This is a genomic window from Nocardia aobensis NBRC 100429 (assembly GCF_000308375.1).
GTDB classification, from domain to species: Bacteria; Actinomycetota; Actinomycetes; order Mycobacteriales; family Mycobacteriaceae; genus Nocardia; species Nocardia aobensis.
Genome location: NZ_BAFQ01000005.1, coordinates 1 through 24912, shown reverse-complemented (window position 1 = coordinate 24912; position 24912 = coordinate 1). Strand labels below are relative to the sequence as shown.

The 24912-nt window shown below is 68.5% G+C and carries 19 protein-coding genes and 1 tRNA gene; 13 read left to right on the top strand and 7 right to left on the bottom strand.

Translation table 11 applies throughout. The annotated features are described in order from the left end of the window. The first annotated feature begins 140 nt into the window (after positions 1-140). Positions 141-443, top strand: coding sequence for a hypothetical protein (locus tag RJ03_RS00245; RefSeq protein ID WP_036496948.1), 303 nt, complete (start codon positions 141-143; stop codon positions 441-443). Between the two features lie 63 nt (positions 444-506). Here RJ03_RS00245 and RJ03_RS00240 read toward each other — a convergent pair whose 3' ends face one another. The 4 genes from RJ03_RS00240 to aroQ all read right to left on the bottom strand — a co-directional run bounded on the left by RJ03_RS00240 (position 507) and on the right by aroQ (position 9474). Continuing rightward, positions 507-1430 carry a cutinase family protein gene (locus RJ03_RS00240; RefSeq protein WP_083870494.1) on the bottom strand — a complete coding sequence of 308 codons (924 nt, stop codon included), beginning with the start codon at positions 1428-1430 and terminating at the stop codon, positions 507-509. Between the two features lie 348 nt (positions 1431-1778). Beyond that, a complete protein-coding gene (locus tag RJ03_RS00235; RefSeq protein WP_036496947.1) occupies positions 1779-3248 on the bottom strand; it encodes a glutamate synthase subunit beta in 1470 nt (489 codons plus the stop codon). A 59-nt stretch (positions 3249-3307) separates the two neighbouring features. Then, positions 3308-7996 carry a glutamate synthase large subunit gene (gene gltB / locus RJ03_RS00230; protein ID WP_051024070.1) on the bottom strand — a complete coding sequence of 1563 codons (4689 nt, stop codon included), beginning with the start codon at positions 7994-7996 and terminating at the stop codon, positions 3308-3310. Between the two features lie 719 nt (positions 7997-8715). Next, positions 8716-9474 (bottom strand): gamma subclass chorismate mutase AroQ, encoded by a 759-nt coding sequence (aroQ, locus tag RJ03_RS00225; RefSeq protein WP_157163309.1) that lies wholly within the window; start codon positions 9472-9474, stop codon positions 8716-8718. A gap of 282 nt (positions 9475-9756) precedes the next feature. On the opposite strand from aroQ, the gene RJ03_RS00220 reads away from it, so the two are divergent. From RJ03_RS00220 to RJ03_RS00200, 5 genes are all read left to right on the top strand, one after another. Then, entirely contained in the window at positions 9757-11730 is a 1974-nt protein-coding gene (locus RJ03_RS00220; protein WP_157163308.1) for a DUF4407 domain-containing protein, read from the top strand. 163 nt (positions 11731-11893) lie between these two features. Beyond that, entirely contained in the window at positions 11894-12802 is a 909-nt protein-coding gene (locus tag RJ03_RS38225) for a hypothetical protein (RefSeq protein ID WP_245552133.1), read from the top strand. After that, positions 12799-13836, top strand: a complete 1038-nt coding sequence (locus RJ03_RS38220) for a DUF4129 domain-containing protein (protein ID WP_036496946.1) — start codon at positions 12799-12801, stop codon at positions 13834-13836. Before RJ03_RS38225 ends, RJ03_RS38220 begins: the two co-directional genes overlap by 4 nt. 10 nt (positions 13837-13846) lie before the next feature. After that, positions 13847-14830 (top strand): AAA family ATPase, encoded by a 984-nt coding sequence (locus RJ03_RS00205; RefSeq protein ID WP_036496945.1) that lies wholly within the window; start codon positions 13847-13849, stop codon positions 14828-14830. Between the two features lie 4 nt (positions 14831-14834). Then, positions 14835-16127 (top strand): DUF58 domain-containing protein, encoded by a 1293-nt coding sequence (locus tag RJ03_RS00200; RefSeq protein ID WP_036496944.1) that lies wholly within the window; start codon positions 14835-14837, stop codon positions 16125-16127. Positions 16128-16131: 4 nt separating this feature from the next. Here RJ03_RS00200 and RJ03_RS00195 read toward each other — a convergent pair whose 3' ends face one another. Further along, positions 16132-16962 (bottom strand): RDD family protein, encoded by an 831-nt coding sequence (locus RJ03_RS00195; protein ID WP_036496943.1) that lies wholly within the window; start codon positions 16960-16962, stop codon positions 16132-16134. 78 nt (positions 16963-17040) lie between these two features. On the opposite strand from RJ03_RS00195, the gene RJ03_RS00190 reads away from it, so the two are divergent. Together RJ03_RS00190 and RJ03_RS00185 are read left to right on the top strand one after the other, a co-directional pair. Beyond that, complete coding sequence (locus RJ03_RS00190) at positions 17041-18033, top strand: stage II sporulation protein M (RefSeq protein WP_036496942.1); 993 nt, start codon at positions 17041-17043, stop codon at positions 18031-18033. Between the two features lie 711 nt (positions 18034-18744). Beyond that, complete coding sequence (locus RJ03_RS00185) at positions 18745-19083, top strand: GNAT family N-acetyltransferase (RefSeq protein ID WP_036496941.1); 339 nt, start codon at positions 18745-18747, stop codon at positions 19081-19083. A 28-nt stretch (positions 19084-19111) separates the two neighbouring features. Here the strand turns inward: RJ03_RS00185 and RJ03_RS00180 are convergent, their stop codons facing one another. Next, complete coding sequence (locus tag RJ03_RS00180; protein WP_051024067.1) at positions 19112-19735, bottom strand: TetR/AcrR family transcriptional regulator; 624 nt, start codon at positions 19733-19735, stop codon at positions 19112-19114. Between the two features lie 78 nt (positions 19736-19813). Between RJ03_RS00180 and RJ03_RS00175 the strand changes: the two genes are divergently transcribed. Both RJ03_RS00175 and RJ03_RS00170 read left to right on the top strand, forming a co-directional pair. Further along, complete coding sequence (locus tag RJ03_RS00175; RefSeq protein WP_036496940.1) at positions 19814-20821, top strand: GlxA family transcriptional regulator; 1008 nt, start codon at positions 19814-19816, stop codon at positions 20819-20821. A 109-nt stretch (positions 20822-20930) separates the two neighbouring features. Next, entirely contained in the window at positions 20931-21896 is a 966-nt protein-coding gene (locus RJ03_RS00170; protein WP_036496939.1) for an alpha/beta hydrolase, read from the top strand. A 54-nt stretch (positions 21897-21950) separates the two neighbouring features. Here RJ03_RS00170 and RJ03_RS00165 read toward each other — a convergent pair. Beyond that, positions 21951-22033 (bottom strand) — tRNA-Leu (locus tag RJ03_RS00165). A gap of 279 nt (positions 22034-22312) precedes the next feature. Here RJ03_RS00165 and RJ03_RS00160 point away from each other — a divergent pair. The 3 genes from RJ03_RS00160 to RJ03_RS00150 form a co-directional block, all read left to right on the top strand. Further along, positions 22313-23764: an FHA domain-containing protein gene (locus RJ03_RS00160; protein ID WP_036496938.1), complete on the top strand. Its 1452-nt coding sequence runs from the start codon at positions 22313-22315 to the stop codon at positions 23762-23764. Between the two features lie 186 nt (positions 23765-23950). After that, positions 23951-24418 (top strand): FHA domain-containing protein FhaB/FipA, encoded by a 468-nt coding sequence (locus RJ03_RS00155; RefSeq protein ID WP_030516711.1) that lies wholly within the window; start codon positions 23951-23953, stop codon positions 24416-24418. Then, the coding region (locus RJ03_RS00150) for a PP2C family protein-serine/threonine phosphatase (protein ID WP_036496937.1) at positions 24415-24912 on the top strand (498 nt) is incomplete at its 3' end. The genes RJ03_RS00155 and RJ03_RS00150, both read left to right, overlap by 4 nt.

The window sequence follows — 24912 nt, the reverse complement described above, 5'->3', positions numbered from 1 at the left end:
GACCGGCTTCAAAGTTCATTCACAGTTCGCGGACATCACCGACCCAGCCGGGGGCGTTTCGATGTACTCGTGAGCCGCCGGGCCGACCGGCCCGAAACCGAGAGTGCGGCTCCATATTTCGCAGACGAAAGGCCGAAACCTTGCAGAACACCGCGAAGCCGAAGAACCGCACCCGCCGCCTCGTGACCCGCGTCGCCGTCGCCGGCGCGCTCGTCGTCGTTCCCCTGTCCGCGCTCGCCGTGCCGGCCTTCGCCGACACCCCCGCCAATGCCCCCAGCGCGGTCGCCATCGACCGGGACAACCACCCCGGCGACCGCGATCACGACGGCGACCACCGCGGGCCCGACGGCGACCACCGCGGCGACCGGGACCGCGGACCGGAGAACCAGCCGGCTCCCGCGCCGCAGCTGCCCCAGCTCCCGCCGACCGGTTCCGCCGGCTGATCCCGGAAACGGTGCAGGCCACCCCGCTCGATGCGGGGTGGCCTGCACGGGTGGATCACCGGCTCATGCCATTCCGGCGATCCAGTTGTGCATCCAGGTGATCGCGGTCTGACCGCCACCCACCGAGTAGCTCCCGTAGGAGGTGTGGGTGCCGGACTGGTAGAAGTGCTCGAGCTGTTCCACCCGCTGCTGGTTGGCGTCGTCGGTGAGCTGCGACTGCAGAGCCGCGACACCACCGTGCGCCATCAGATCGCCGATGATCGAACCCGCCTCGAGCTGGTAACGCCACAGGTTGGCCGCGCTCGCACCGGAGGCCTGCGCCAGGAAGCCGGCGAAGCGGGTGACGTAGTCGGTGTCCTCGGTGGAGCAGTACAGATCACCGGCCGCGCAGATGGTGCGCACCCGGTCGCTGAGGAAGCCGAATCCACCCACGCGCGGACCACCGGCGCCGGCGCCGCCGACGACCGGGCCGACCTGGACGTCGGTGGGAGAACGGCGCGGATCGGAGATCAGGCCGACACCCGAAACGCGGTCCGGCGGAACCACGCCCAAGCCGGTGCCGATCTCGGCCGCCAGATCGCCTGCGGCATCCGCACCCTGGCTGTAGCCGACGATCGCGTAATGCGTACCGGCGCAGCGGGCCGCCATCCCCTGGATGAGACCGCGCGCGTTGTCGGTCGCTTCCTTCTTGGAGGCGCCGTAGACATCGCCCTCCCACGGGAAGGCGGTCGCGGCGTAGCTGACGTAGTCGACGTCCGTCGAACTCGGCAGGCCGCGGGTCACACCGGACAGCATGCCGGGGCCGACCATGTGATCGGGTTTGTGATCACCGGTTTCCCAGGTACCCGGAATGGCGACGACATACAGGCTCGGGCATCCGGGATCCGCACTCGCGGAACCGCTTCCGATCGCGGTACCCGACACTGCCATACCAGCCAGTACCGCGACTGCCGCCCCGGCGGCCGCGACAACCTTCTTCAACCGCATGCTGCTCCAGTTCAAGCCAGCCCTCGCCGGGGCTCCTCATATGTATTCGCCGCTGATGATGCCGCCGCCACATTGCCGCGCGGTAAATTCCCGGCGAAGCAAAAACCGCCCACCTCCGTGACGCGCGGCAGCGAGACGACCTCGCGACAACGAGTCCGGACATGGACCAAGAGCATTTACGACATACCGGTGCTCAGGATAACGGCGGCATCGAGGAACTGCCATCCGAGCTCGAAATCCCGTCCGATTTCCGATGTTTGAGACTCGGGTACACGTTTCCGCACTACAGAGCGAAAAAGGAGGCGCCCACGGGCTCGAAAGCCCGTGGACGCCTCTGATTTTCGGTTGTCAGCGCTGGGCGACCGCCGTCGGAGCGATCGGCGCCGGCAGCGCGGTCTCGCCCTCGAGGTGCTTGTCCACCGCCGACGCGGCGGCCCGGCCCTCGGCGATGGCCCACACGATCAGCGACTGCCCACGACCCATATCGCCGGCGACGAAGACGCCGGGAACGGTGGTCTGGAAGTCCTTACCGCGCTTGACGTTGCCGCGCTGGTCGTAGCCCACGCCGAGATCCTCGAGCAGACCCGGCTTCTGCGGGCCGACGAAGCCCATCGCCAGCAGGACCAGATCGGCCTCCAGCGTGAAGTCGGTGCCCTCGACCTTCTCGAAGCGGCCGTTGACGTTGCGAACCTCGTGCGCCTGCAGTCCGGTCACCTTGCCGTCCTCGCCGATGAACCGCTCGGTGTTCACCGAGAAGACGCGCTCGCCGCCCTCTTCGTGCGCCGAGGAGACCCGGAACATCAGCGGGTAGGTCGGCCACGGGGTCGACTCCGCCCGCTCGGCCGGCGGCTTCGGCATGATCTCGAACTGGTGGATGCTGGCCGCACCCTGCCGGTGCGAGGTGCCCAGGCAGTCGGCGCCGGTGTCACCGCCACCGATGATGACGACCTTCTTGCCCTTGGCGTGAATCCGCGGCAGGCCCTCTTCGTCGGCGACCGGATCGCCCAGCTGAACGCGGTTGGCCAGCGGCAGGAATTCCATCGCCTGGTGGATGCCGTCCAGATCGCGCCCCGGAATCGGCAGATCCCGCGCGATGGTGGAACCACCGGCGAGCACCACCGCGTCGAACTGCTCGCGCAGCTGTTCGGCGGTGATGTCGACACCCACGTTCACGCCCGCCTTGAAGATGGTGCCCTCGGCCTCCATCTGCGCCAGGCGGCGGTCGATGAAGCGCTTCTCCATCTTGAATTCCGGAATGCCGTAGCGCAGCAGACCGCCGATGCGGTCGTCGCGCTCGAACACCGTGACGGTGTGGCCGGCGCGGGTCAGCTGCTGGGCCGCGGCCAGACCGGCCGGACCCGAACCCACGACCGCGATCTTCTTACCGGTCAGGCGAGTCGGATAGACCGGCTGCACCCAACCCTCGTCGAAGGCGTTCTCGATGAGCTCGACCTCGACCTGCTTGATGGTGACCGGATCCTGGTTGATGCCGAGCACACACGACGCCTCACACGGCGCCGGGCACAACCGCCCGGTGAACTCCGGGAAGTTGTTGGTCGCGTGCAGACGGTCGATACCCTCGCGCCAGCGGTCCCGGTACACCAGGTCGTTCCACTCGGGAATCAGATTCCCCAGCGGGCAGCCGTTGTGGCAGAACGGGATACCGCAGTCCATGCATCGGCTGGCCTGGGTCTGCAGGGTCTGGTGGGAGTAGCTCTCCTCGTAGACCTCTTTCCAGTCCATCAGTCGCAGCGGAACCGGACGGCGGGTGGGCAGCTCCCGCTTGGTGTGCTTCAGAAATCCCTGTGGATCACCCACGTGCGGCCTCCGTAATTTCGCCTCTCACGGCCGTCCGTGCGTCTTGCACGCGTCTCACGTTATCCACGTGCGGCCTCCATGATCGCCTCGTCGACATCCCGCCCGGCCTTCTCAGCCTCGGAGATAGCGAGCAATACCTTCTTGTAGTCGCGAGGCATAACCTTCACGAAGTGGTTCACCTGCTGCGACCAATCGCTCAGGATGCGTTCGGCCACCGCCGAACCCGTCGCATCGCGATGGCTCGCGACCACGTCGCGCAGCCAGGTGAAGTCCTCGCCCTCGAGCTGTTCGATATCGACCAACTCGGTGTTGAGGTTGGCTTCGAACGTGCCGTTCGGGTTGTAGATGTAGGCGATACCGCCCGACATACCGGCACCGAAGTTCCGGCCGGTCTCGCCGAGGATCACCACTCGGCCACCGGTCATGTACTCGCAGCCGTGGTCACCCACGCCCTCGACCACCGCGGTGGCGCCCGAGTTGCGCACACAGAACCGCTCGCCGACCACGCCGCGGATGAACGCCTCACCGCTGGTGGCGCCGAACAGGATCACGTTGCCCGCGATGATGTTCTCTTCGGCGACGAAGGACTCCGGCGCGTTCAGCGACGGCCGCACCACCAGGTGCCCGCCCGAGAGGCCCTTGCCCACATAGTCGTTGGCATCACCGAACACCCGCAGGGTGATACCGGCCGGGACGAACGCGCCGAAGCTGTTGCCCGCCGAACCGGTGAAGGTGATGTCGATGGTGTCGTCGGGCAGGCCGGCGCCACCGTAGAGCTTGGTCACCTCGTGGCCGAGCATGGTGCCGACCGTGCGGTTCACGTTCGTGATCTTGGTCTCGAACTTGACCGGCTTGCCGCGCTCGAGCGCATCCGCAGCCTGGGCGATGAGCTGGTTGTCCAGCGCCTTGTCCAGGCCGTGGTCCTGAGTCTTGGTGTTGCGGCGGTCCTGGTACATGAACGCCGTCTCGACATCGTCGAGGATCGGCGACAGATCCAGCTTGCTCGCCTTCCAGTGCTCCTTGGCCTTGGTGGTGTCGAGCAGGTCGACCCGGCCGATGGCCTCGTCGAGCGTGCGCAGACCCAGCGAGGCCAGCAGCTCCCGCACCTCTTCGGCGATGAACAGGAAGAAGTTCTCGACGAATTCGGGCTTACCGGTGAAGCGCTGACGCAGTACCGGGTTCTGGGTCGCGACGCCGACCGGGCAGGTGTCGAGATGGCAGACGCGCATCATGACGCAGCCGGAGACCACCAGCGGAGCGGTCGCGAAACCGTACTCCTCGGCACCGAGCAGCGCGCCGATCAGCACGTCGCGGCCGGTCTTCATCTGGCCGTCGACCTGCACCACGATGCGGTCGCGCAGACCGTTGAGCAGCAGCGTCTGCTGGGTCTCGGCCAGACCGAGCTCCCACGGGCCGCCCGCGTGCTTCAACGAGGTCAGCGGCGAGGCGCCGGTGCCACCGTCGTGGCCGGAGATCAGCACGACGTCGGCGTGCGCCTTGGAGACGCCGGCCGCGACCGTTCCCACACCCGGCTCCGCGACAAGTTTCACGTGAATCCGAGCCTGCGGATTCGCGTTCTTCAGGTCGTGGATCAGCTGGGCCAGATCCTCGATCGAGTAGATGTCGTGGTGCGGCGGCGGCGAGATCAGGCCGACACCCGGCGTCGAGTGCCGCACCTCGGCGACCCACGGGTACACCTTGTGCGCGGGCAGCTGACCGCCCTCACCGGGCTTGGCGCCCTGGGCCATCTTGATCTGGATATCGGTGCAGTTGGTCAGGTAGTGCGCGGTCACACCGAAGCGGCCCGAGGCCACCTGCTTGATCGCACTGCGCCGCCAATCGCCGCTGTCCTCCGGCTCGAAGCGGGCCGGCGACTCGCCGCCCTCACCCGAGTTGGAGCGGCCGCCGAGACGGTTCATCGCGATGGCGAGGGTCTCGTGCGCCTCCGCCGAGATCGAGCCGTAGCTCATCGCGCCGGTGGAGAAGCGCTTCACGATCTCGCTCGCCGGCTCGACTTCCTCGACCGGAATCGCGTGCCGGCCCTCGGTCTTGAACTTGAACAGGCCGCGCAGCGAGGCCAGGCGCTCGGACTGGTCGTCGACCAGCTTGGTGTACTCCTTGAAGATCGAGTACTGACCCGAGCGGGTCGCGTGCTGCAGCTTGAACACCGTGTCCGGGTTGAACAGGTGGAACTCACCCTCGCGCCGCCACTGGTATTCACCGCCGATCTCGAGTTCGCGGTGCGCGCGCTCGGTGCGGTTCTCCAGGAAGGCGACCCGGTGGCGGGCGGCGACCTCGGCGGCGATGTCGTCGAGACCGATGCCGTCCAGCGGCGAGGTCAGGCCGGTGAAGTACTGGTCGCACAGTTCCTGCGACAGGCCCACGACCTGGAACAGCTGCGCGCCGCGGTAGGAGGCGATGGTGGAGATGCCCATCTTGGACATCACCTTCAGCACGCCCTTGCCGGCCGCCTTGTTGTAGTTCTTGACGGCCGCGGCGTAGTCGGCCGCCTTGTCACCGGTGCTGCCCGGCATCTCCAGCGCACCGCGCTCGAGCATGTCCTCGATCGACTCGAAGGCCATGTAGGGGTTGATCGCGGCCGCGCCGAAGCCGACCAGCATCGCCATGTGGTGCACCTCGCGGGCGTCACCGGCCTCGACGACCAGGCCGACCTTGGTGCGGGTGCGCTCGCGCACCAGGTGGTGGTGCACCGAGGCGGTGAGCAGCAGCGACGGAATCGGCGCCAGCTTCTCGTTGGATTCGCGGTCGGACAGCACGATGATCCGCGCGCCGCCGTCGATGGCGGCCGACACCTGGGCGTTGATCGCCTCGAGCGCCTTGCGCAGGCCCTTGCCGCCCTTCTTCACCGAGTAGAGGCCGCGCACGACCACCGAACGCAGCTCGGGCCGCGAACCGTCGTCGTTGATGTGGACGAGCTTGGCCAGCTCGTCGTTGTCGAGAATCGGCTGGGTCAGCGTGATGTGACGACAGGACTCCGGTCCCGGATGCAGCAGGTCGGCCTCGGGGCCGATGGTGCTGCGCAGGCTGGTGACGACCTCCTCGCGGATGGCGTCCAGCGGCGGGTTGGTGACCTGGGCGAACAGCTGCGCGAAGTAGTCGAACAGCAGGCGGGGACGCGAGGACAGCACCGCGATCGGCGTATCGGTGCCCATCGAACCCAGCGCCTCACCGCCGGTCTTGGCCATCGGCGTGATCAGCAGGCCCAGTTCCTCGGTGGAGTATCCGAAGATCTGCTGGCGGATGAGCACGCGGTCGTGCGACATGTGCTCGTGCGGACGGTCGGGCAGCTCGGCCAGCTTGATGATGCCCTCGTCGAGCCACTCCTGGTACGGCTGCTCGGCGGCCAGCTGCGACTTGATCTCGTCGTCGCTGATGATGCGGCCCTGCGAGGTGTCGACCAGGAACATGCGGCCGGGCTGCAGACGGGCCTTGCGGACCACCTTCGACGGCTCGATGTCGAGCACGCCGACCTCGGAGGCCATGACGACCAGGCCGTCCGCGGTGACCCAGATGCGCGACGGGCGCAGACCGTTGCGGTCCAGCACCGCGCCGACGACGGTGCCGTCGGTGAAGCACACCGAGGCCGGGCCGTCCCACGGCTCCATCAGCATGGAGTGGTAGCGGTAGAAGGCGCGCTGCGCCGGGTCCATCGACTCGTGCCGCTCCCAGGCCTCCGGGATCATCATCAGCACGGCGTGCGGCAGGCTGCGGCCACCGAGGTGCAGCAGTTCCAGCACCTCGTCGAAGCGCGCGGTGTCGGAGGCGCCCGGGGTGCAGACCGGGAAGATCTTCTCCAGCCGGTTGTTGCCCTCGCTGTCGGTGCCGAAGATCTCGGAGTTCAGCAGCGCCTCGCGGGCGCGCATCCAGTTCTCGTTACCGGTGACGGTGTTGATCTCACCGTTGTGCGCGACGCGGCGGAAGGGGTGGGCCAGCGGCCAGGACGGGAAGGTGTTGGTCGAGAACCGCGAGTGCACGATGCCCAGCGCCGATTCGACCCGGTCGTCCTGCAGATCCAGGTAGAACGCCCGCAGCTGCGGGGTGGTGAACATGCCCTTGTAGACGAAGGTCTGACCGGACAGGCTCGGGAAGTAGACGGTCTCGCGGCCGACCGCGCCCTCACCGGCGCCCTGCTTGCCGAGTTCGTGCTCGACCCGCTTGCGCACGACGTAGGCACGCCGCTCCAGATCCATGCCGCTGAGCTGCTCGGCGGCGTCTGCGGGCGAGGCGATGAACAGCTGCCGGAACGTCGGCATGGCGTCGCGCGACAGCGCACCCAGGGAGGACTCGTCGATCGGAACCTCGCGCCAGCCCAGAACGGCCAGGCCCTCTTCCTTGACGATCTTCTCGACCCGGTAGCAGGCGCGGGCGGCCTCGCGGCGGGCCTGCGGCAGGAATGCGATACCGGTGGCGTAGGAACCTTCCGGCGGCAACTCGAACGCGGCACCGCTCTCGGCCAGCGTGGCCCGGAAGAACGCATCCGGGAGCTGGATCAGGATGCCCGCACCGTCACCGGAGTTGGGTTCCGCACCCGCAGCACCACGGTGCTCCAGGTTCAGCAGTGCCGTAATAGCCTTGTCGACGATGTCGCGGCTACGACGGCCATGCATGTCGACGACGAACGCGACACCGCAGGAGTCGTGCTCGTTCGCCGGGTCGTACAGACCAATTCGACCCGGTGACCGGTGTCCAATTCGCGGCTCGCCGCGGTGGCCAGGAAGTTGCGTCATGCCTCTGCCTTCAAGAAATAGGCGCCTTCAACGAAGAGGCCTTCGATTTCGATGCCTTCTTTCCGATGGCCCTCGTCGAAACGCCTCCGCCTAGACTGCGTCCGGACGTTGCGGCGACCAGCGGCGCTGATGGTCATCCCGTGCAGTCAAACTCTCCAGTTGTCCACCCGCTTCGGTTTCGTAGTCGGGTGCTCGGTGGTAGCGGAACTCTGAGGAGTTCCTTACCCACCGCGCCGTGCTCGCCCGCTAGGCTGATGCTTGCGGCTCGTGGCCGAGTGCGGGCGACGAGTCGGACATTTCACGTCCGACACTTAGAGCAAACGATAAGTCAGGACCGGAGCCCAACCAACTTAGGTTGTGCTAAATACTCCGTCTACCTGGGCATCTTCATCGGTCCTCCACTACCTGCGCGTTCTCCAGTGTAAAGCAGCCAGCGCGGATCGCTGAGTCGCGTTCGCCACTGCCGTCGATAGCGCCTGGGCATCGCCCACGAGCTGGGAGCCCAGTCCTGTGCAACGCTCTCACCTGCGTCGAATCAGATTTCCCCGGACGCGGCGGCGGCAAACCGGGGTGTAAGGCGGCTAACTCTCCGGACACCCGGAGGAGACATTCCGGATACCGGAGCGACAAGCCACGCCAATGTGCGGACCGTACGGCATCGTTTGCGAATGTGGAGTTCAGCACATTCTCGGCAAACCAAGATCGAGAATGACTGTGGTTTATTTCACATCCGTTGCGGGACAAAGCGTTACGGTCGCGCGGACCAGCGCCGCGCCGTGCAGTGCGTCCACCCGGCCCGAGGTCAGAACGGGGAACACCGCGGCCGCGAGCTGCTGCGCACAATCCGGCGCGCCGAGCACGGTGCGATGCGCCGCCAGCTGACTCAGGATTTCGCCGTTCACCTGGTCGATCACGGGCCGCACGGCTGCCAGATCCGACGCATCCGATACGGGCGCGGCAGCCGGATCGAACCGCCACCGGGTGAGTAGTCCGTACTGCACGGTCTTGTTGGCTTCGATCTGGCCGGTGAACACCTGCCGCACCCAGTCCTGCGGCAGCCCCGATCGGGTGCCGGCGGCGGCCATCGCGTCGTAGACCTGCGCCTCGCGCACCGGATCGTCCACCACGGGAGCCTGTCCGGTCGCCTGCGACGTGGTCCATTTCGCGGCGGCGACGGCGTCGGCGGTGTTCAGGCGGCGCAGCACCAGCTCCACCAGGGGACTCGATACCGACCGGCCTTCCGCCGCGGGAGCCGCCTGCGCCTGCGGAAGTACTTGTTCCGCGGTCACCGGCGCCACGACCGCGAATGCCGAGGTGAGAAGCACGGCGACCGCGACGAGGCGAGCGCTGCGGCGCGGGCGGTGACCATCGCATCGCGACCGTGCGGCGTGGGCGTCGACCGCCACCGCGGAGTCGCCGGTCTCACCCGCATATGCTCCCCCGCTCCCATGAGCGCCGGCTTCCGGAGTCGCTCGCACGTTCCGCCCTCCTGTCACGGCCGCACCCTCGTGTCGATCGGCGCCGCCTACCCGAGAGTAGGGTTTCGCTCCCCGGCCGTCTGTGAGGCTTACCACATCGATGCCACCGCACTCGGTGGTTCCCCGGTCGGCCTGTCACTCTGAACCTGATTGCGCGCGGCCGGGGCGCTCGGCGGATTACCCGCTCCGCCCGCGCGCGGGGGCACACCACCGCCCGGACCACGATGCAACGACCGTTTCGCCCGTGGCGACAACGACTGGGACCCAGAGGATGTGAATCCGTTGACCGATCCCCGCGTCTTCGATCAATCCGCCACCGGACGTCCGGCGTCCGAAGCCTCGGCCTCCGAAAGCCCGGCCTCCGAAAGCCCGGCCTCCGAAACCCCGGCGCCCGAAACCCCGGCGGCCGACTCCCGCACGACCGCACCGCGACCGACATCCCGGCGGTCGCCGATCGGCGCGCTGACCTGGCTCGGCGGCGCCGAAGCCGGCCGCGGCGACCGGCACGAGGCGTCGGCCTACGCCGTCACCGGTGGGGTGGTGCTGTTGTTCGCGGTGCTGTCCGGAATCGTCGTCGCGGCAGCGGGTGCGGCGGCACACTGGCCCGCCGCGGTCGTGGCGATCGTCGCGCTGCTCGCGACACTGCTGGTCGGCGCGATATCGCGAGCGCTGGCCACCGCGCCACTGTCGGACCGGGCCGGCCGCGGCCGAGCCGAGCGGTTCGGGCGGATCGTGGTCGCGGTGATCACCGGTGTGCTGGTGGCCGAGCTGGCGAGCACGGTGATTCTCGCCGGATCCGTCGACCGCACACTCGACGATCGGTCCCGCCGCGACGCCGAATCCGCCGCGACCGTGGTCACCGCGCGCACCGAACTCGACCGGGCGACGGCCGAACGCGCCGCACTCACGCAGACCATCGCCCAGGCGCAGGCCGATATGGATCAGGCCCTGGTCGTCGCCCGCTGCGAATACAACCCCACGCCGCAGTGCCCGCAGACCAAGATCACCGGGGTGCCCGGCCGGGGCCCCGAAGCACAGACCGCCAACGCGATGCTCGACGACGCCCGCGGGCGGTTCAACACCGCCCAGGCCCGCATCCAGCCCTCGGACGCGGAAATCGCCACCCGGCAGCGCGCCCTGGAGCAGGCCCGTACCGCTGCCTTCCACACCGGGGACCGTGGTCTGGGCGCGCGCTGGCTGGCCATGAACGACTACACCATCGGGCATATCGGCGCGCTGCTGTTGCGCCTGCTCACGATCGCGATCGCGGTGGTACTGGCCCTGCTGCCGCTGATACTGCGGTCCTGGCGTGGCGAATCGTCGTTCGACCGCGCCGTGGCCGCGCGGGCCGAAGCCGACCGCGCCGCGCGGGCCGCCGACACCGCGGTCGCGGTCCAGCACGCCGAACACCGGGTGGCCGCCGCGCAACTGGCATTGCACGCCGATACCGCGATCGATCGCGAACGCCAGCGCAAACGGGTGATAGCCGCGATCGGCAACCTGGAAATCGGCATCACCGAACCGCAGCGCCGGGCGGTGGCCGAATTCGAAGCGCTGGCCGCCCTTCCCCCGGGGGCGCAGACCGCCCCGAACGCATTGCCCGCCGCCGAATCCACGGCCCGAACCGACCCCCTACAGGAGGCGACCGTGACCGCACGGAATCTGCCCGCACAGCTGCCCTCGACCGGCCTGGCGCCGAATTCGCCCGCTGCGGTGCCCGCCCCGCGCGAGGATGCGAAAAAGGGTGGTGGACTGGAACTTCCGGTGATCGGCACGGTGCCGTTCACCGATACCGCGGCGCGCTGGATCCGGCCGCTGGTACCCGGATTCGTCACCTCCGCACTCGACCGGACCATCGACACCGCGACGGCACCGCTGCGCACCGTCCGTCAGGTCTTCGAAGAGGCGGAGGAGATCACCTTCACTCTCAAACGCACCCGCAAGGTGACGGTGAACTCCGAGGATTCGCACGATGCGGCGGTGGGCTACGGGCATCCGGGCCAGGCACTGCCGAATGCGCCGTACGGCCAGGTCACCGCGTCGTACCCGTACGACGCGTACCAGCACGACCCGCGTTACGCCGCCTACCGGCACGACCCGCGCTATGCGCGCTACGCCGCGCTCCCGTACCGGGATCCCGCGGCCCACCCCGGCCTGCCGGAATCCGGCCCGTACCGCGAATTGCCCGCCGCCGACGCGACCGAACTCGGCTACCGCGCCCCGCGCGAACTGCCGCCCGGCTCCGGCCGCGACTGACCGAGGGCTGCGACCGGACGCGCCCGGGACCACGGCCGGGGGCGGCACGGTGCGTCGTCGCGTCGGTGTGGCCGAACCGGGTCGCGTCAGCTCGTGGGCGGACCCGGCCGGGTGGCCGCTCGGATAACCGTCACGCGTCCGGGTCCGTGGATAGACTCGGCCCGTGTTTCCAGCCGTGACCGGTCGAGAGGGGCGATCGTCCGCCCACCGCGTGGTGCCGCCGCGCGGTGCCGGCGACCGCGACTCCGGCGGCGGAGACGACGCCGAACGAATTCCGGTGCGACCGCTGTCGTGGCGCGAGCTGGCCGATCTGCCCTTCGCGGTGTTGCAGCATCGGATTCGGCTGATCGCCGGGCTGGCGGGTGCGGGATCGGCCGCGGCCCTGGGGATCGTGGCCGGGATCACGGCCCTGGTGTCGTTCGCGACCGGCGGCTCGAGCGCCGGAACCGCCTGGGCGGCAATTCTTTCCACAGCCTGCTGTGCATGGGTGCTGCGCCTGTGGACAGTCGGTGTCACCGTGCCGATCGGGCTCGCCGTCGTCGACGACCAGCCGATCACCGCGCGCACCGCGGCCGGGCGTCTGTTTCCGGTCTCGGGCCGGCTGCTGCTGAATCAGGTGATTTCCACATCGATCGGCTTCGGCATCCTGTTGCTCGGCACGCCGCTGATCGTCACCCTGATTCCGGCGGTGATCTGGCTGGCCCGGGTACGCGGGACGAGGTGGCCGATCGCGCCGGTCCTGTTCACCGAATCGATTCCGTACCAGGCGGCGGTCCGACGAGCGAAACTGCTCGCCACCGGCCGCGTGATGCCGTTGGCCGGTCTGTGGCTCTATCTGCGCGCAGTGCTGCTGGCGCTGGCGGCGCCGGTCGCGGGACTCCTGGGCTTCCTCTCCGATATCTCCGGCACCCATCGCTGGGCGGTCGTCATCCTGCTGTCCGGTGCGGTGCTGCTGATTTCGGCGTTCGCCGCGGCGGTGGACGCCGCGACCGCGGTGGTGGTCCATATCGACCGGCGCTGCGGCCGCGAAGGTTTCGACATCCGGATACCGAGCGGGCAGGCGGCACGGTGACCGACGACGACGCCCGGCCCGATCGGCCCTCGGCGCCTCCGCCACCGACACTCGGCCCGGCCGCCCAGCACCGCGCCGCGGCCGAGTCCGCCGCCGGGCACCACGACTTCGATACCGCACTGCGCGAACGCTTCCGCGCCGTCGTGCGCGGTCTCGAACAGGGTGGGGTGCTCGAGGTCCGGCGTTCGCGCACCGCGCGCGAAACCGCATCGGCCGCAGCGCATGCCCTTCCCGGTGCCGCCGCCGAATTCGACGGCGCGGCACACAGTTTCGACGAGATCGTCTACGGCGGGCGCACCGCCACCCCGGACGAATATCAGCGCCTCACCTCGGCCGACCGGTATTCGCTGGCGCCGCCGCCACCGCCGGACCCGATCGAACAGCAGCGCTCGGCACGCACGCGCCGTGGCCGTCGTCAGCTGCCGCCCCTGCCACAATTGTTGCGCGACAAGCGTTTCTGGATGGTCGTGGTGGGCGCGCTCGTCGTCGCGCTGGTCGTGTACCTGCTGTTCCGGCTGGCCGCCGCGCCGACGGCCCCACCACAGCCGACGCAGCCGCACCCACCGCCGCCGCCCGATCACCCGGATGTCCGCCCACCCGATGTGGGCGAGGGCGACGATTCGATCTTCCAGCGCCTGCCGCCCTGGCTGGCCTACGGCGGACTGCAGGCGCTGATCTTCGCCGCGGTCGTGGTCTGGTGGCGCGCCCGCCGCCGCGGTGCGGTGGTGGGCGAACCCCGACCGGTGCGGGTGGCGGCCGGTGAGCTGCTCGCCGGTCAGGCCGCGCTCTACCGCACAACCAAGGATCGCGACCATGTCGCGGCGAAATTGCGCGCGGCCACCCTGCGGCGCATCCGCGCCCGCGTGGACCTGCGCGCCGATGCCGCGCCGGAACGAGTGAGCGCGGTGATCGGAGCCCGGATCGGCGTCGATCCCGGCCGCGTCGCCGCAGCCTTCTACGGGCCCGTCGCCGACGATGCGGCACTGGAATACGTGGCGGCACAACTGGACTGGATCGAATCGGAAATAGGATGACGGAGACCGGATGACAACGGCGCAGACCAACCACACCCCCACCGCCGACCAGGCGCTCCGGGCGCTCGGCGAGGTGCGTGCCGAGATCGGCAAGGCCGTCGTCGGCAACGACCACGCGGTGCTGTTCCTGGTACTCGCGCTACTGTGCCGGAGCCATGTGCTGTTGGAAGGTGTTCCGGGCGTGGCGAAGACGCTGCTGGTGCGATCGCTGGCCGCGGCGCTGGAACTCGAGCACACCCGGGTGCAGTTCACTCCGGACCTGATGCCGGGCGATGTCACCGGCTCCCAGATCTACGATCCGCATTCGGCCGAATTCACCTTCCGCCGCGGCCCGGTTTTCACCAACCTGCTGCTCGCCGACGAGATCAACCGCACACCGCCGAAAACCCAGTCGGCACTGCTGGAGTCGATGGAGGAGCGGCAGGTGTCGGTGGCCGGCGTGCCGCAGCCGCTGCCCGATCCGTTCGTGGTGATCGCGACCCAGAATCCGATCGAACAGGAGGGCACCTACCCGCTGCCGGAAGCTCAACTGGACCGGTTCCTGTTCAAGGTGGACATCCAATTGCCCGGCCGGGACGACGAATTCCGCATTCTGCAGCGCCACGCCGCCGGCTTCGATCCGCGCGATCTGGACGCGGCGGGTGTGCGGCCGGTCGCGGGGGCGGCGCATATCGCGGCGGCGCGGGCCGCCGTCGCGCAGGTGACGGTCAACCCGGAGGTGCTGGCCTACATCGTCGATCTGTGCCGCGCGACCCGCACCTCTCCCGCGGTTCAGCACGGCGCGTCACCGCGCGGGGCGACCGCGGTGCTGGCCTCGGCTCGGGCCCTGGCCTGGCTGAACGGGCGCGCCTTCGTCACTCCGGACGACGTCAAAACCGTTGCGGTGACCGTCCTGCGGCATCGTCTGCAGCTGCGTCCCGAAGCCGAACTGGACGGCGTGACGGGTGACGGCGTGATGTCCTCGCTGCTGGCCGCGGTCCCGGTTCCGGTGTAGCGCGATGATCGTCACGGGTCGGCTCGCCGTCTGCGCGGCCGTGGCGGCGGTGGTCGTCGGAGTCGCACTGCCGTCCTGGGCCGGAGTCGTGGTGCTGACGGGTGTGCTGGCTCTGCTGGTCGCCGTCGACGTGATCGCCTGTCGCACCGGCGCTCTCGAACTGTCCCGGGTGCCGCTCACCACCGTCCGCGTCGGCCGCACCGCCACCGTCGAGCTCACCGTCCTGAATCGCGGCCCGGGCGTGGTGCGGGCGCTGCTGTGGGACGACTGGCCGCCCAGTGCGCAGGCACCGGCCGAGACCCACCGATTGCGCCTGCCGCCGAACACCGCCACCCGGCTGGCCACCACCGTCCGCCCGGCTCGCCGCGGCGATCGGATCGCGGGGCCGGTCACGGTTCGGCTGGTCGGACCGCTCGGCCTGGCGGGCCGGCAGTTCCGCCGCACCGTTCCCGCCACGGTTCGTGCACTGCCGCCGTTCCGGACCGAGCGGATCCTCGCTGCCAAGGTGAAACGGCTGCAGCATCTGGACGGCCGATCGGTCGCCAACCTGCGTGGCCCGGGCTCGGAATTCGATTCCTTCCGCGAATACGTAGCCGGTGACGATGTGCGTTCCATCGACTGGCGAGCCACGGCCCGCGCGACCGATGTGCTGGTCCGCACCTGGCGGCCCGAACGCAATCGCCACGTGCTGATGTTGATGGACACCGGCCGGATCAGCGCCGCCCGGCTCGGCGAGCAGACCCGGTTGGACACCGCCATCGAGGCCGCGCTGCTGCTGGGCGGATTGGCGGCCGCGGCCGGGGACACCGTCGATCTGCTGGCCTTCGATCGCGAGATCCGCGCCGAGGTGCGCGGCGCTCGCGGAAAAGCCGTGCAGCCCAAGCTGATGCACGCCCTCTCGGGCGTCGTGCCCGCACTGCTGGATGCCGACACCCCGGCGATGGTCCGCACCGCGGTTCGCCATACCCGGCGACGCAGCCTGGTGGTCTGGTTCACCAGCCTCGACGGGGCGATGGTCGAAGAGAATCTGCTGCCGGTGCTCCCGGTGCTGAGCAGTCGGCACCGGGTGCTGCTGGTGTCGGTCACCGATCCGGAGATCGCCGCGACCGCGACCCGTCGCGATTCCGCCGCCGAGGTCTATGCCGCCGCGGCCGCCGAACATCTGCTCACCGAACGCGCGATCGTGCGAGAAACCCTGCAGCGCCAGGGAATCGACGTGGTGGCCGCGGCGCCGGATCGCGTGCCGGAGGCGCTGGCCGACGAGTACCTGGAACTGAAACGGTCGGGAGCGCTCTGAGCGTTCACGCCCCCGGCCGGGCCACCGGGGCATACGGCTGCGCGGGTGCCGCCCACTGCTGGGGCATCGGCCAGAAGGGCAGGCGCGGTGGCGGCAGAATCCGTCGTTGCCGCTCCCCGATCACCGCGCCGAGAATTTGCAGCGGCGGATATCCGGCCGGTGGCGCCACCCGCAGTTGCTCGCAGACCGCGACCACCAGCGCCGCACCGAGTTCCGCCTGTACCTGCGGGGTGAGGTGCGGGAAGCGGGTCAGATACCGGCGCACCGGCAGAGCGAGATCCTCGGTGAGCCCGGACAGATCCAGCCGTCCCACCCAGTCGACCAGCCAGGGCGGCGCGACGGCCAAGGCGGGCATGGGAATTCGCGCCCGATCCGACACCACGACGGTGCCGGCCAGGATGTCACCGACGCGCCGCGCCCGCGGCGAACACAGCGAGGTGACCACCGCGACCAGACCGAACCCGCCGAGATTCCAGAAATCGACGAGGGCGCCGGCGAGGCCGCGGGTCAGCGCGTGCCGGAAATCGACGGGGCCGCCGTCGCCGCGCACCACACGCAGGCCCAGTGCCATTTTTCCGACGGTCCGCCCCCGCATCAGAGTTTCGCTGACGACCGGATATCCGACGAGGACGGTCACCATGGTCATCAGCACGGCCACATCGACCCACGCGCCGTCGGGTTCGAATCGGAACAGCACGCCGACGACGGCCGACAACAAGAGGAGGGCGAGGACGAGCTGCAGCACCAGATCGATCGCGAAGGCCGCGGCGCGGGTGGGGATGCGCGCGATCGGCAACTGCAGGGAGACGGCCTCCCCCGTGGTGAAATCGGCCATGATCGCTCCAGTATCCCGAATCGGGCGCGTGCGAACTAGCCTTCGGGGGGCAGGTCGGCACGAACACAGGAGGAGCCGATGGACGTCGATGCCTATTCGTTCGCGCAGCGGCGGCATTGGGATCGGCTCGACCGGCTGACCGCGCAGCGGCGCCTCAGCGGCGCCGAGGTCGACGAATTCGTGGCCCTGTATCGCCGCACCTCCCAGCAGCTGGCGCGACTGCAATCGCATTCACCGGATCCGGAGTTGATCAACGGTCTGAGCGCGGTCCTGGCGCGAGCGCGGGGGCGGCTGCTGGGCGCGCGGACCGACACCTGGTCGCAGATCGGCTATTTCTTCACCCACCGGTTTCCCGCCGCGGTGTATCGAGCGTGGTCGTGGTGGGCCGGGGTGGCGGCCGCGTTCCTGGCCGTCTCGGCCGGAATCGGCATCTGGGTGTCCGGTTCCGGCTCGGCGCGAAGGACTTTGGGGCTGCCGTCGGACGCGGCATCGCTGACCGCGCCCGGCGGTCGCTTCGAGTCCTACTACTCCGAACATCCGCACGACGCCTTCGCCGCACAGGTGTGGACCAACAACGCCTGGGTGTCGGCGATCGCGTTGTTCACCGGCATCCTGATTCTCCCGGCCGCCTATCTGCTGTTCATGAACGCACTGAACGTGGGGGTGTCCGCCGGGCTGATGGCGGATGCCGGGCGGCTCGACTCGTTCTTCGGTTTCCTGCTGCCACACGGCATGCTCGAACTCACGGCCGTTTTCGTCGCCGGCGGTGCGGGGCTGAAGCTGGGGTGGACGCTGATCGATCCGGGGCGGTCGTCGCGGGCCGAGGCGCTGGCCCGGCAGGGCCGGGCGACGGCCACGATCGCACTCGGTCTGGTGGCGGTCCTGCTGGTATCGGGCCTGATCGAGGGGTTCGTCACACCCGCCGGCTGGCCCGCGCCGGTGCGCATCGGTATCGGGCTGGTTGCCGAGCTCGGATTTCTGACCTACGTCTTCGGCCCCGGACGCCGTGCGGCGCAGGAAAGTGTGGCGTTGCGGTCCGCGGCGGACGCGGACGAGCGCATATCGAGCTAACGCCGACCGGGTTCTGCTGAGGCTGAGAAAATCCCTTGCGAGAGGGCGGGGATTCGAAGGATCATCGGAGTGCCGATTTGAGATCCACTGGCCGCAGCGAGTCCAGCTCAGCTGCGGCCAGCGTTACCGTCGACTCTACACAATCGTTACCCCTACGCAACCTCCTGCGTACTCCGTCTGCCCGGTCGTAACCGAGCCGAAACCCGCAGCCAGACAGCACTTCCGGAGACTGGGCGCAAATACCTGGCGGGCGGTCGGAAATAGCGGTGCACCCCAGACCGCAACGCTCGAGTAGCCGGGATTTTTCTGCCAATTCGGCCGTTGGTTCCGCTGCCGGATAGGCGGTCCGCAGTCATTCCGCCGGCGCGTCGCCTGTTGCTTACCTGTTCGTCATCACCGCAGGTCAGCGCATCAAACGAAGGCACTGTGGCACTATCCAGAAGAGCGACACGAGCGAGAAACAAACTTTGAGTTTGTTACCGACGGAGATTCCAAGCCTGCCGTCAGGTAATTCTCAGATAGTTACGGATGCGCTTCCATTGAATTGTGCAGTTATTTCGACAGCGAACTCGAACAACAATTCTTCGCCAGTAATACCGGAAACGAATAACGACCGGTCAGCCGCCGAGAATGCGGCGAAGATCACACTGCCGCGCGCGTCCTCACCCGAACCTGCCCGAATCCGGCCGGCCGGGCCGCGATACTGAGACCATGACCGCCGAACAGCAACCCTCCCCGGTCGTCACGCAGGCCGCGGAGCGGTTCGAAATCAGCGTGGACGATCGGCTCGCCGGCTTCACCGAATACCTCGACCACGACGGGCAGCGGATCTTCTACCACACCGAAATCGACTCCGACTTCGCCGGACGCGGCCTGGCCGGCGCCCTGGTCTCGCAGGCACTGGACCGTACCCGCGAGGCCGGTCTGCGCATCGTGCCGATCTGCCCGTTCGTGGCGGGCTACATCCAGAAGCACGAGGAATTCGCCGACATCACCGACGCTGTCACGCAGGACGCCGTCGACTACGTGCGCACCCAGCGAGGCCGCTGACGAACGGCGGCCCCGGAGGACGACACCGTCAGAGAACTCCGCCCGCGACCGGAGCGTCCCACGCTCCGGGCAGATTGCGACTCGACACCTCGGCGATTTCGCGCAGACGCGAGAGCGGAGTTCCCAAGCGACTCAATTGAATGAGACCCTGCGCCGTCATCACCACCGCGGCGCTGTAGGCGGCCAGGGTCGCCGCATCGAGTTCGGCACCGGATTCCTCGGCGGCGCGGCGTAACCGCTCGGCGACACTCTGTTCCATCGCGGCCGTGGTCCGATTCCCGATGCCGATCACCTCGGGCAGGCGCGAGCCGAGCTGGGCGATGCTGTTGAGCATCAGGCAGCCGCGCCGATCGGGCTGTGCGACGCAGTCGTCGATGATCGCCTCGAACAACGCGCGCACGGCCGCGCGCGCCGAACCGGGAGCCGAGGTCACCACCTCGCGCACCAGGCGGGCGCGGCCCTCGCAGTAGCGTTCGAAGGCCGCGAGGAACAGTCCGCGTTTGCTGCGGTAGGCGGCGTAGATGCTGCCGTTGCCGATGCCGCTCGCGCGCGAGACGTCCTCGACCGACGTCTGTTCGAAACCCTGCGACCAGAACAGTTCGGTGGCGGCGTCGAGCAACGCCGATTCGTCGAACTGCCGTGGCCTCCCCATGGCGCCCACCGTATCAATCGCACTGCGACCCCGGCCACAAAGCTTGTTCTGGAGGCGTTACTCCAGAATGATGGCGGGATGGCCCTCGAACTCGACCGACTACCGCGCCGGCGGGTAGGAATTCTGGTCTTCGACGGCGTCAAGATGCTCGACTTCACCGGCCCCGCGGAAGTTTTCGTCGAGGCCAACCAGGCCTGCCCCGGATACGAGGTCGTGCTGGTGTCGGCGGACGGCGGCAGCGTGCAGACCTCGATCGGCGCCCGGATCGAATGCGCGGTCGCGGCGGCCGACGCGGGCGTCTTCGACACCGTCGTGATACCGGGCAGTGAGCTGCCGCCCTCTCGATTCGTCACACCCGAACTGCTCACGGCGGCGCGGCAGCTGTCCTGGAACACGCGGCGCCTGGCATCGGTGTGCAGCGGCGCGTTCGTCCTCGCCGAACTGGGCCTGTTCGACGGGCGCCGGGCCACCACGCACTGGAAGTTCGCCGCACATCTGGCGCGGCGCTATCCCGCGATCGACGTGGCCGCCGACGACATCTACGTGCGCGACGGAAACCTGTACAGCTCGGCCGGGGTGACCGCCGGGGTCGACCTGGCACTGGCGATGGTCGAGGAGGATTTCGGCCCCGACATCGCACGCCGGATCGCCCAGTTGATGGTGGTGTACATGCACCGCGCGGGCGGGCAGTCGCAGTTCTCGGCCTCGCTGTCCGGGCCGGCGCCGCGCAGCCCGCTGGTGCGCAAGGCGGTCGATCTCATCTGCGCGGAACCCGCCTTCCCCCATACCGTCCGGACGCTGGCCGCCCATGCCAACGTCAGCCCGCGGCATCTGACCAGACTCTTCCGCGCCGAATTGGAGCGCTCCCCCGCCGAATACGTCGCCTTCATCCGCTTCGGGGTCGCCCGGGACATGCTGCATGCCGGCTGCGGGGTGACCGAGGCGGCGATGGCGGCGGGCTACGGCAGCACCGAGGCGATGCGTCGCGCGTTCACAGCCCGGCTCGGGATATCGCCCAGTAAATATCAGCGCCGGTTCCGGTCCACCGGTTCCGGTGAGACGCCGCTGGTGGCCGCCGTGTCTTGATCCGGTGTTTTCCCGTCCCGTAGCGAGGGGCGCGTTGCCATCCCACCAGCGGAAACTGATCGGGCGCCGCGTTGTCCGCAGCCGCACACCCCGCCGAAAGGAATCACCGATGACCGGAAATCCGCTGGGCGTCTCCCTGGAGCAGGCCGCTCAGGAGTTCGTCGACGCGACCTCACAGCCGCCGTTCCTCTACCAGCTGCCGCCCGAGGAGGGCCGCAAAGCCGTTGACTCGGTGCAGGATTCGCCGATCGAGAAGCCGGCGATCGACGAGGAGTGGATCACGGTCGAGGGCGGCCCGACCGGATCGGTGCGGGCCCGCATCGTCAAACCACAAGGGGTGACCGAAACGCTGCCCGTCATCGTGTACACCCACGGCGCCGGCTGGGTGTTCGGCGATGCGCACACCCACGACCGGCTGGTGCGCGATCTCGCCGTGGGCGTGCACGCGGCCGTCGTCTTCCCCGAATACGACCGCTCCCCCGAGGTGCGCTACCCGGTGGCCAACGAGCAGTCCTATCGGGTCGCGCAGTGGGTGCGCTCGAACGGCGCGGAGAAGGGCCTCGACACCGCCCGGATCGCGATCGCGGGCGATTCGGTGGGCGGCAATATGGCCATCGCGCTGACGCTGATGGCGAAGGAGCGCGGCGATGTCTCGTTCGTCCAGCAGGTGCTGTTCTATCCCGTCACCGACGCCAACTTCGACACCCCGTCCTACGAGCAGTTCGCCGAGGGCTACTTCCTGACCCGGGAAGGTATGCGGTGGTTCTGGGACCAGTACACGACCAGTGAAGCGGACCGCGCCCAGATCACGGCCTCCCCGCTGCGCGCCACCACCGAACAGCTGGCCGGACTGCCCCCGGCGCTGGTGATCACCGGTGAGGCCGATGTCCTGCGCGACGAGGGCGAGGCCTTCGCCGCCAAACTCCGCGACGCCGGCGTCCCCGTCGTCCAGACCCGGTACGGCGGCATCATCCACGATTTCGTGATGGTCAACTCCATGCACGACACCAACGCGGCGAAAGCGGCGGTCGCCCAAGCGGTCTCGGTGCTGCGTGCGGCACTGCACACCGCCTGACGGATACGAAAAAGAAGAGCCGCAGATCGGATTCGATCTGCGGCTCTTCCTCTGTGGGCGAAGGGGGACTTGAACCCCCACGTCCCGAAGGACACTGGCACCTGAAGCCAGCGCGTCTGCCATTCCGCCACTCGCCCGAGCGACTGGAAGACAGTATCACGCGCCCGCTTCACACACGAAATCGCCTGCTCACAACGGTTGCGGAGGAGAATTTTCGGGTAATGGGAACCGTGGGTGGCCGGTCGTGAGTTACAGCGGTGGAGGATCGTGGATATCATGCAGTGACCGTGTCCGTTCGACGACACGCCCTATCGGCATGTCGTGTCGCGGGATCGTGACGCCCGGACGACACAGACGATCAGCTGACGTGGACAGACAGCGCAGGCAACGAGGGCGGGCATCGAAGGGAGGCCGGTATGGGCATCGTCTCGCGTTTCGAGCGACGTCTGCAGGGCGCCGTCGGTGACGCCTTCGCCAGGGTCTTCGGCGGCAGCGTCGTTCCCCAGGAGGTGGAAGCGGCGCTGCAGCGCGAGGCCTCGGATCGCCTGAGCGAACTCGAGGGCGGGCATCTGCTCGCCCCGAACGTCTATGTCATCACGGTCAACCCCACGGACCTGCAGGAACTCGATGCAGACCACGAGTTGACCACCCGCGCGTTCGCCAAGCATTTACAGGACTACATCCGCGATCAGGGGTGGCAGACCTACGGTGAAGTGCACGTCGAATTCGAGGCATCCCCTACGCTGCACACCGGACAGTTCAGGACGCACGGACGGGTCGACCCGGATGCGGGCCGCCGGAACCCCCCGGCACCGCGCCGGCCGCCCGATCGACCTGGACGACCCCCACAACGACCCGCACACCCGCAACCAGGAGCTGGCCCCATGACGCAGAACTCAGGCTACGACCCCAGCCGAGAGCCCGCGGAGTCCGATCCACGCAGCCGCGGGTACGCACCCCCGCCGGGGGGCCGCCCCGCGCCGCAATATCAGGACGACTACGGCCGGGGTGGTCAGTACCCCGGTGCCGGTGAATACGCCGCTCCGGAATCGCAGCCCGCCTACGGCGACTATCAGCAAGGCGGCGACTACCAGAACGGCTACGACTACCAGCAGGGCGGCGCGGGCTACCCGCAGGGTGGCGCGGCCTACGGGCAGCCGGGCTACGAGCAGGGCGGCTACGACCAGAGCAGCTACGACCAGGGCTACGGCCAGCAGGCCTACGCCGACCAGGGGTACGGCCAGCAGCAGGCGTACGAGCAGGGTGGCTACGAGCAGAGCGGCTACGACCAGGGCTACGGCCAGCAGGGCTACGCCGACCAGGGGTACGGGCAACAGCAGGGTTATCCGGAGCAGAACTACGGTCAGCAGCCGGGCTACGGCCAGACTCCCGGATACGACCAGGGCTACCAGGCTCAGGCCGGCTACGGCCAGCAGGGTTACGCCGACCCCGGCTATGCCGATCAGGGGTACGCCGACCAGGGCGGTTACGGCGCCGAGGATCAGGCGTACGGACAGCAGCCGGCCTACGGACAGCAGGGCGGCTACGCCGCGGCCCCGCAGCCGGCGCGTGGCGGGTCCGGCTACGCGGCCACCCTGCACCTCGACGACGGCAGCGGTCGCACGTACCAGCTACGCGAGGGCAGCAACATCATCGGGCGCGGCCAGGACGCCCATTTCCGGCTTCCCGACACCGGGGTGTCCCGTCGCCACATCGAGGTGCGCTGGGACGGTCAGGTCGCCATGCTCTCGGATCTCGGTTCCACCAACGGGACGCTGGTCAACGGCTCGCCCGTCCAGGATTGGCAGCTCGCCGACGGAGATGTGATCCGGGCCGGGCATTCCGAGATCCTGATCCGAATCGTCTGATCCCGTAAGCTCGCCGGTGCAGGTCACGATGGGGCGCGAAAACCGCTCGCCCGTATCGTGATCGCAACCGGTCATCGGCCCTATTATGCTGCCAACATTCGCTCGGCAGCCGGGCCGTGCTGACCAGCACGCCGGTTGGGGGACGAAACGCCACTACGGGACCGGTCGAACAGGAGGTGGAGCGCCGTGCAGGGACTGATCCTGCAGTTGACCCGTGCGGGGTTCCTCTTGTTGTTGTGGCTGTTCGTGTGGGCGGTGCTTCGCACCTTGCGCAGCGACATCTACGCGGCATCAGGCATTCGGATCCAGCCCCGACCCACCCGAGGTTCGGTGGTGCTGCCATCCTTCAGCCGTGGCCAGAAGGGCGCCAAGTATCTAGTGGTGACTCAGGGTTCACTCGCCGGCACTCGGATCACGCTCGGCACCCAACCGGTGCTCATCGGGCGTGCAGACGACTCCACGCTGGTACTGACCGACGACTACGCCTCGACCCGGCATGCACGGTTATCGCCGCGCGGCGAGGACTGGTACGTCGAAGACTTAGGATCGACCAACGGGACCTACCTCGATCGAGCGAAGGTCACCACTCCCGTCCGAGTTCCACTCGGCACCCCTGTCCGTGTCGGTAAGACTGTGATCGAGCTGCGATCGTGACTCAAGTTCTCCGCTACGCAGCGCGTAGCGACCGTGGTCTCGTCCGGGCAAACAACGAGGACTCCGTCTACGCCGGTGCACGCCTGCTGGCGCTCGCCGACGGCATGGGCGGGCACGCCGCCGGTGAGGTGGCCTCGCAGTTGATGATCGCCGCGCTGGCTCATCTCGACGACGACGAGCCCGGCGACGATCTGCTCGGCAAACTCGACCGGGCGATTCGCGAAGGCAACGCCGCGATCGCCGACCAGGTCGAAGAGGAACCCGAACTCGACGGTATGGGCACCACGCTCACCACCATCCTGTTCGCGGGCAAGAAACTCGGCCTCGCCCATATCGGCGACTCCCGGGCCTACATGCTCCGCAACGGCGAGCTCGCCCAGATCACCCGCGACGACACCTTCGTCCAGTCGCTGGTCGACGAGGGCCGGATCACCCCGGAGCAGGCCCACACCCATCCGCAGCGGTCACTGATCATGCGGGCACTCACCGGAAAC

Coding starts and splice junctions, on each gene's coding strand:
- RJ03_RS00205 (WP_036496945.1), top strand. CDS start 13,847: ATGACAACGGCGCAGACCAACCACACCCCCACCGCCGACCAGGCGCTC.
- RJ03_RS00240 (WP_083870494.1), bottom strand. CDS start 1,430: ATGCGGTTGAAGAAGGTTGTCGCGGCCGCCGGGGCGGCAGTCGCGGTA.
- gltB (WP_051024070.1), bottom strand. CDS start 7,996: ATGACGCAACTTCCTGGCCACCGCGGCGAGCCGCGAATTGGACACCGG.
- RJ03_RS00185 (WP_036496941.1), top strand. CDS start 18,745: ATGACCGCCGAACAGCAACCCTCCCCGGTCGTCACGCAGGCCGCGGAG.
- RJ03_RS00160 (WP_036496938.1), top strand. CDS start 22,313: ATGGGCATCGTCTCGCGTTTCGAGCGACGTCTGCAGGGCGCCGTCGGT.
- RJ03_RS00175 (WP_036496940.1), top strand. CDS start 19,814: ATGGCCCTCGAACTCGACCGACTACCGCGCCGGCGGGTAGGAATTCTG.
- RJ03_RS00200 (WP_036496944.1), top strand. CDS start 14,835: ATGATCGTCACGGGTCGGCTCGCCGTCTGCGCGGCCGTGGCGGCGGTG.
- RJ03_RS00170 (WP_036496939.1), top strand. CDS start 20,931: ATGACCGGAAATCCGCTGGGCGTCTCCCTGGAGCAGGCCGCTCAGGAG.
- RJ03_RS00190 (WP_036496942.1), top strand. CDS start 17,041: ATGGACGTCGATGCCTATTCGTTCGCGCAGCGGCGGCATTGGGATCGG.
- RJ03_RS00180 (WP_051024067.1), bottom strand. CDS start 19,735: ATGGGGAGGCCACGGCAGTTCGACGAATCGGCGTTGCTCGACGCCGCC.
- RJ03_RS00195 (WP_036496943.1), bottom strand. CDS start 16,962: ATGGCCGATTTCACCACGGGGGAGGCCGTCTCCCTGCAGTTGCCGATC.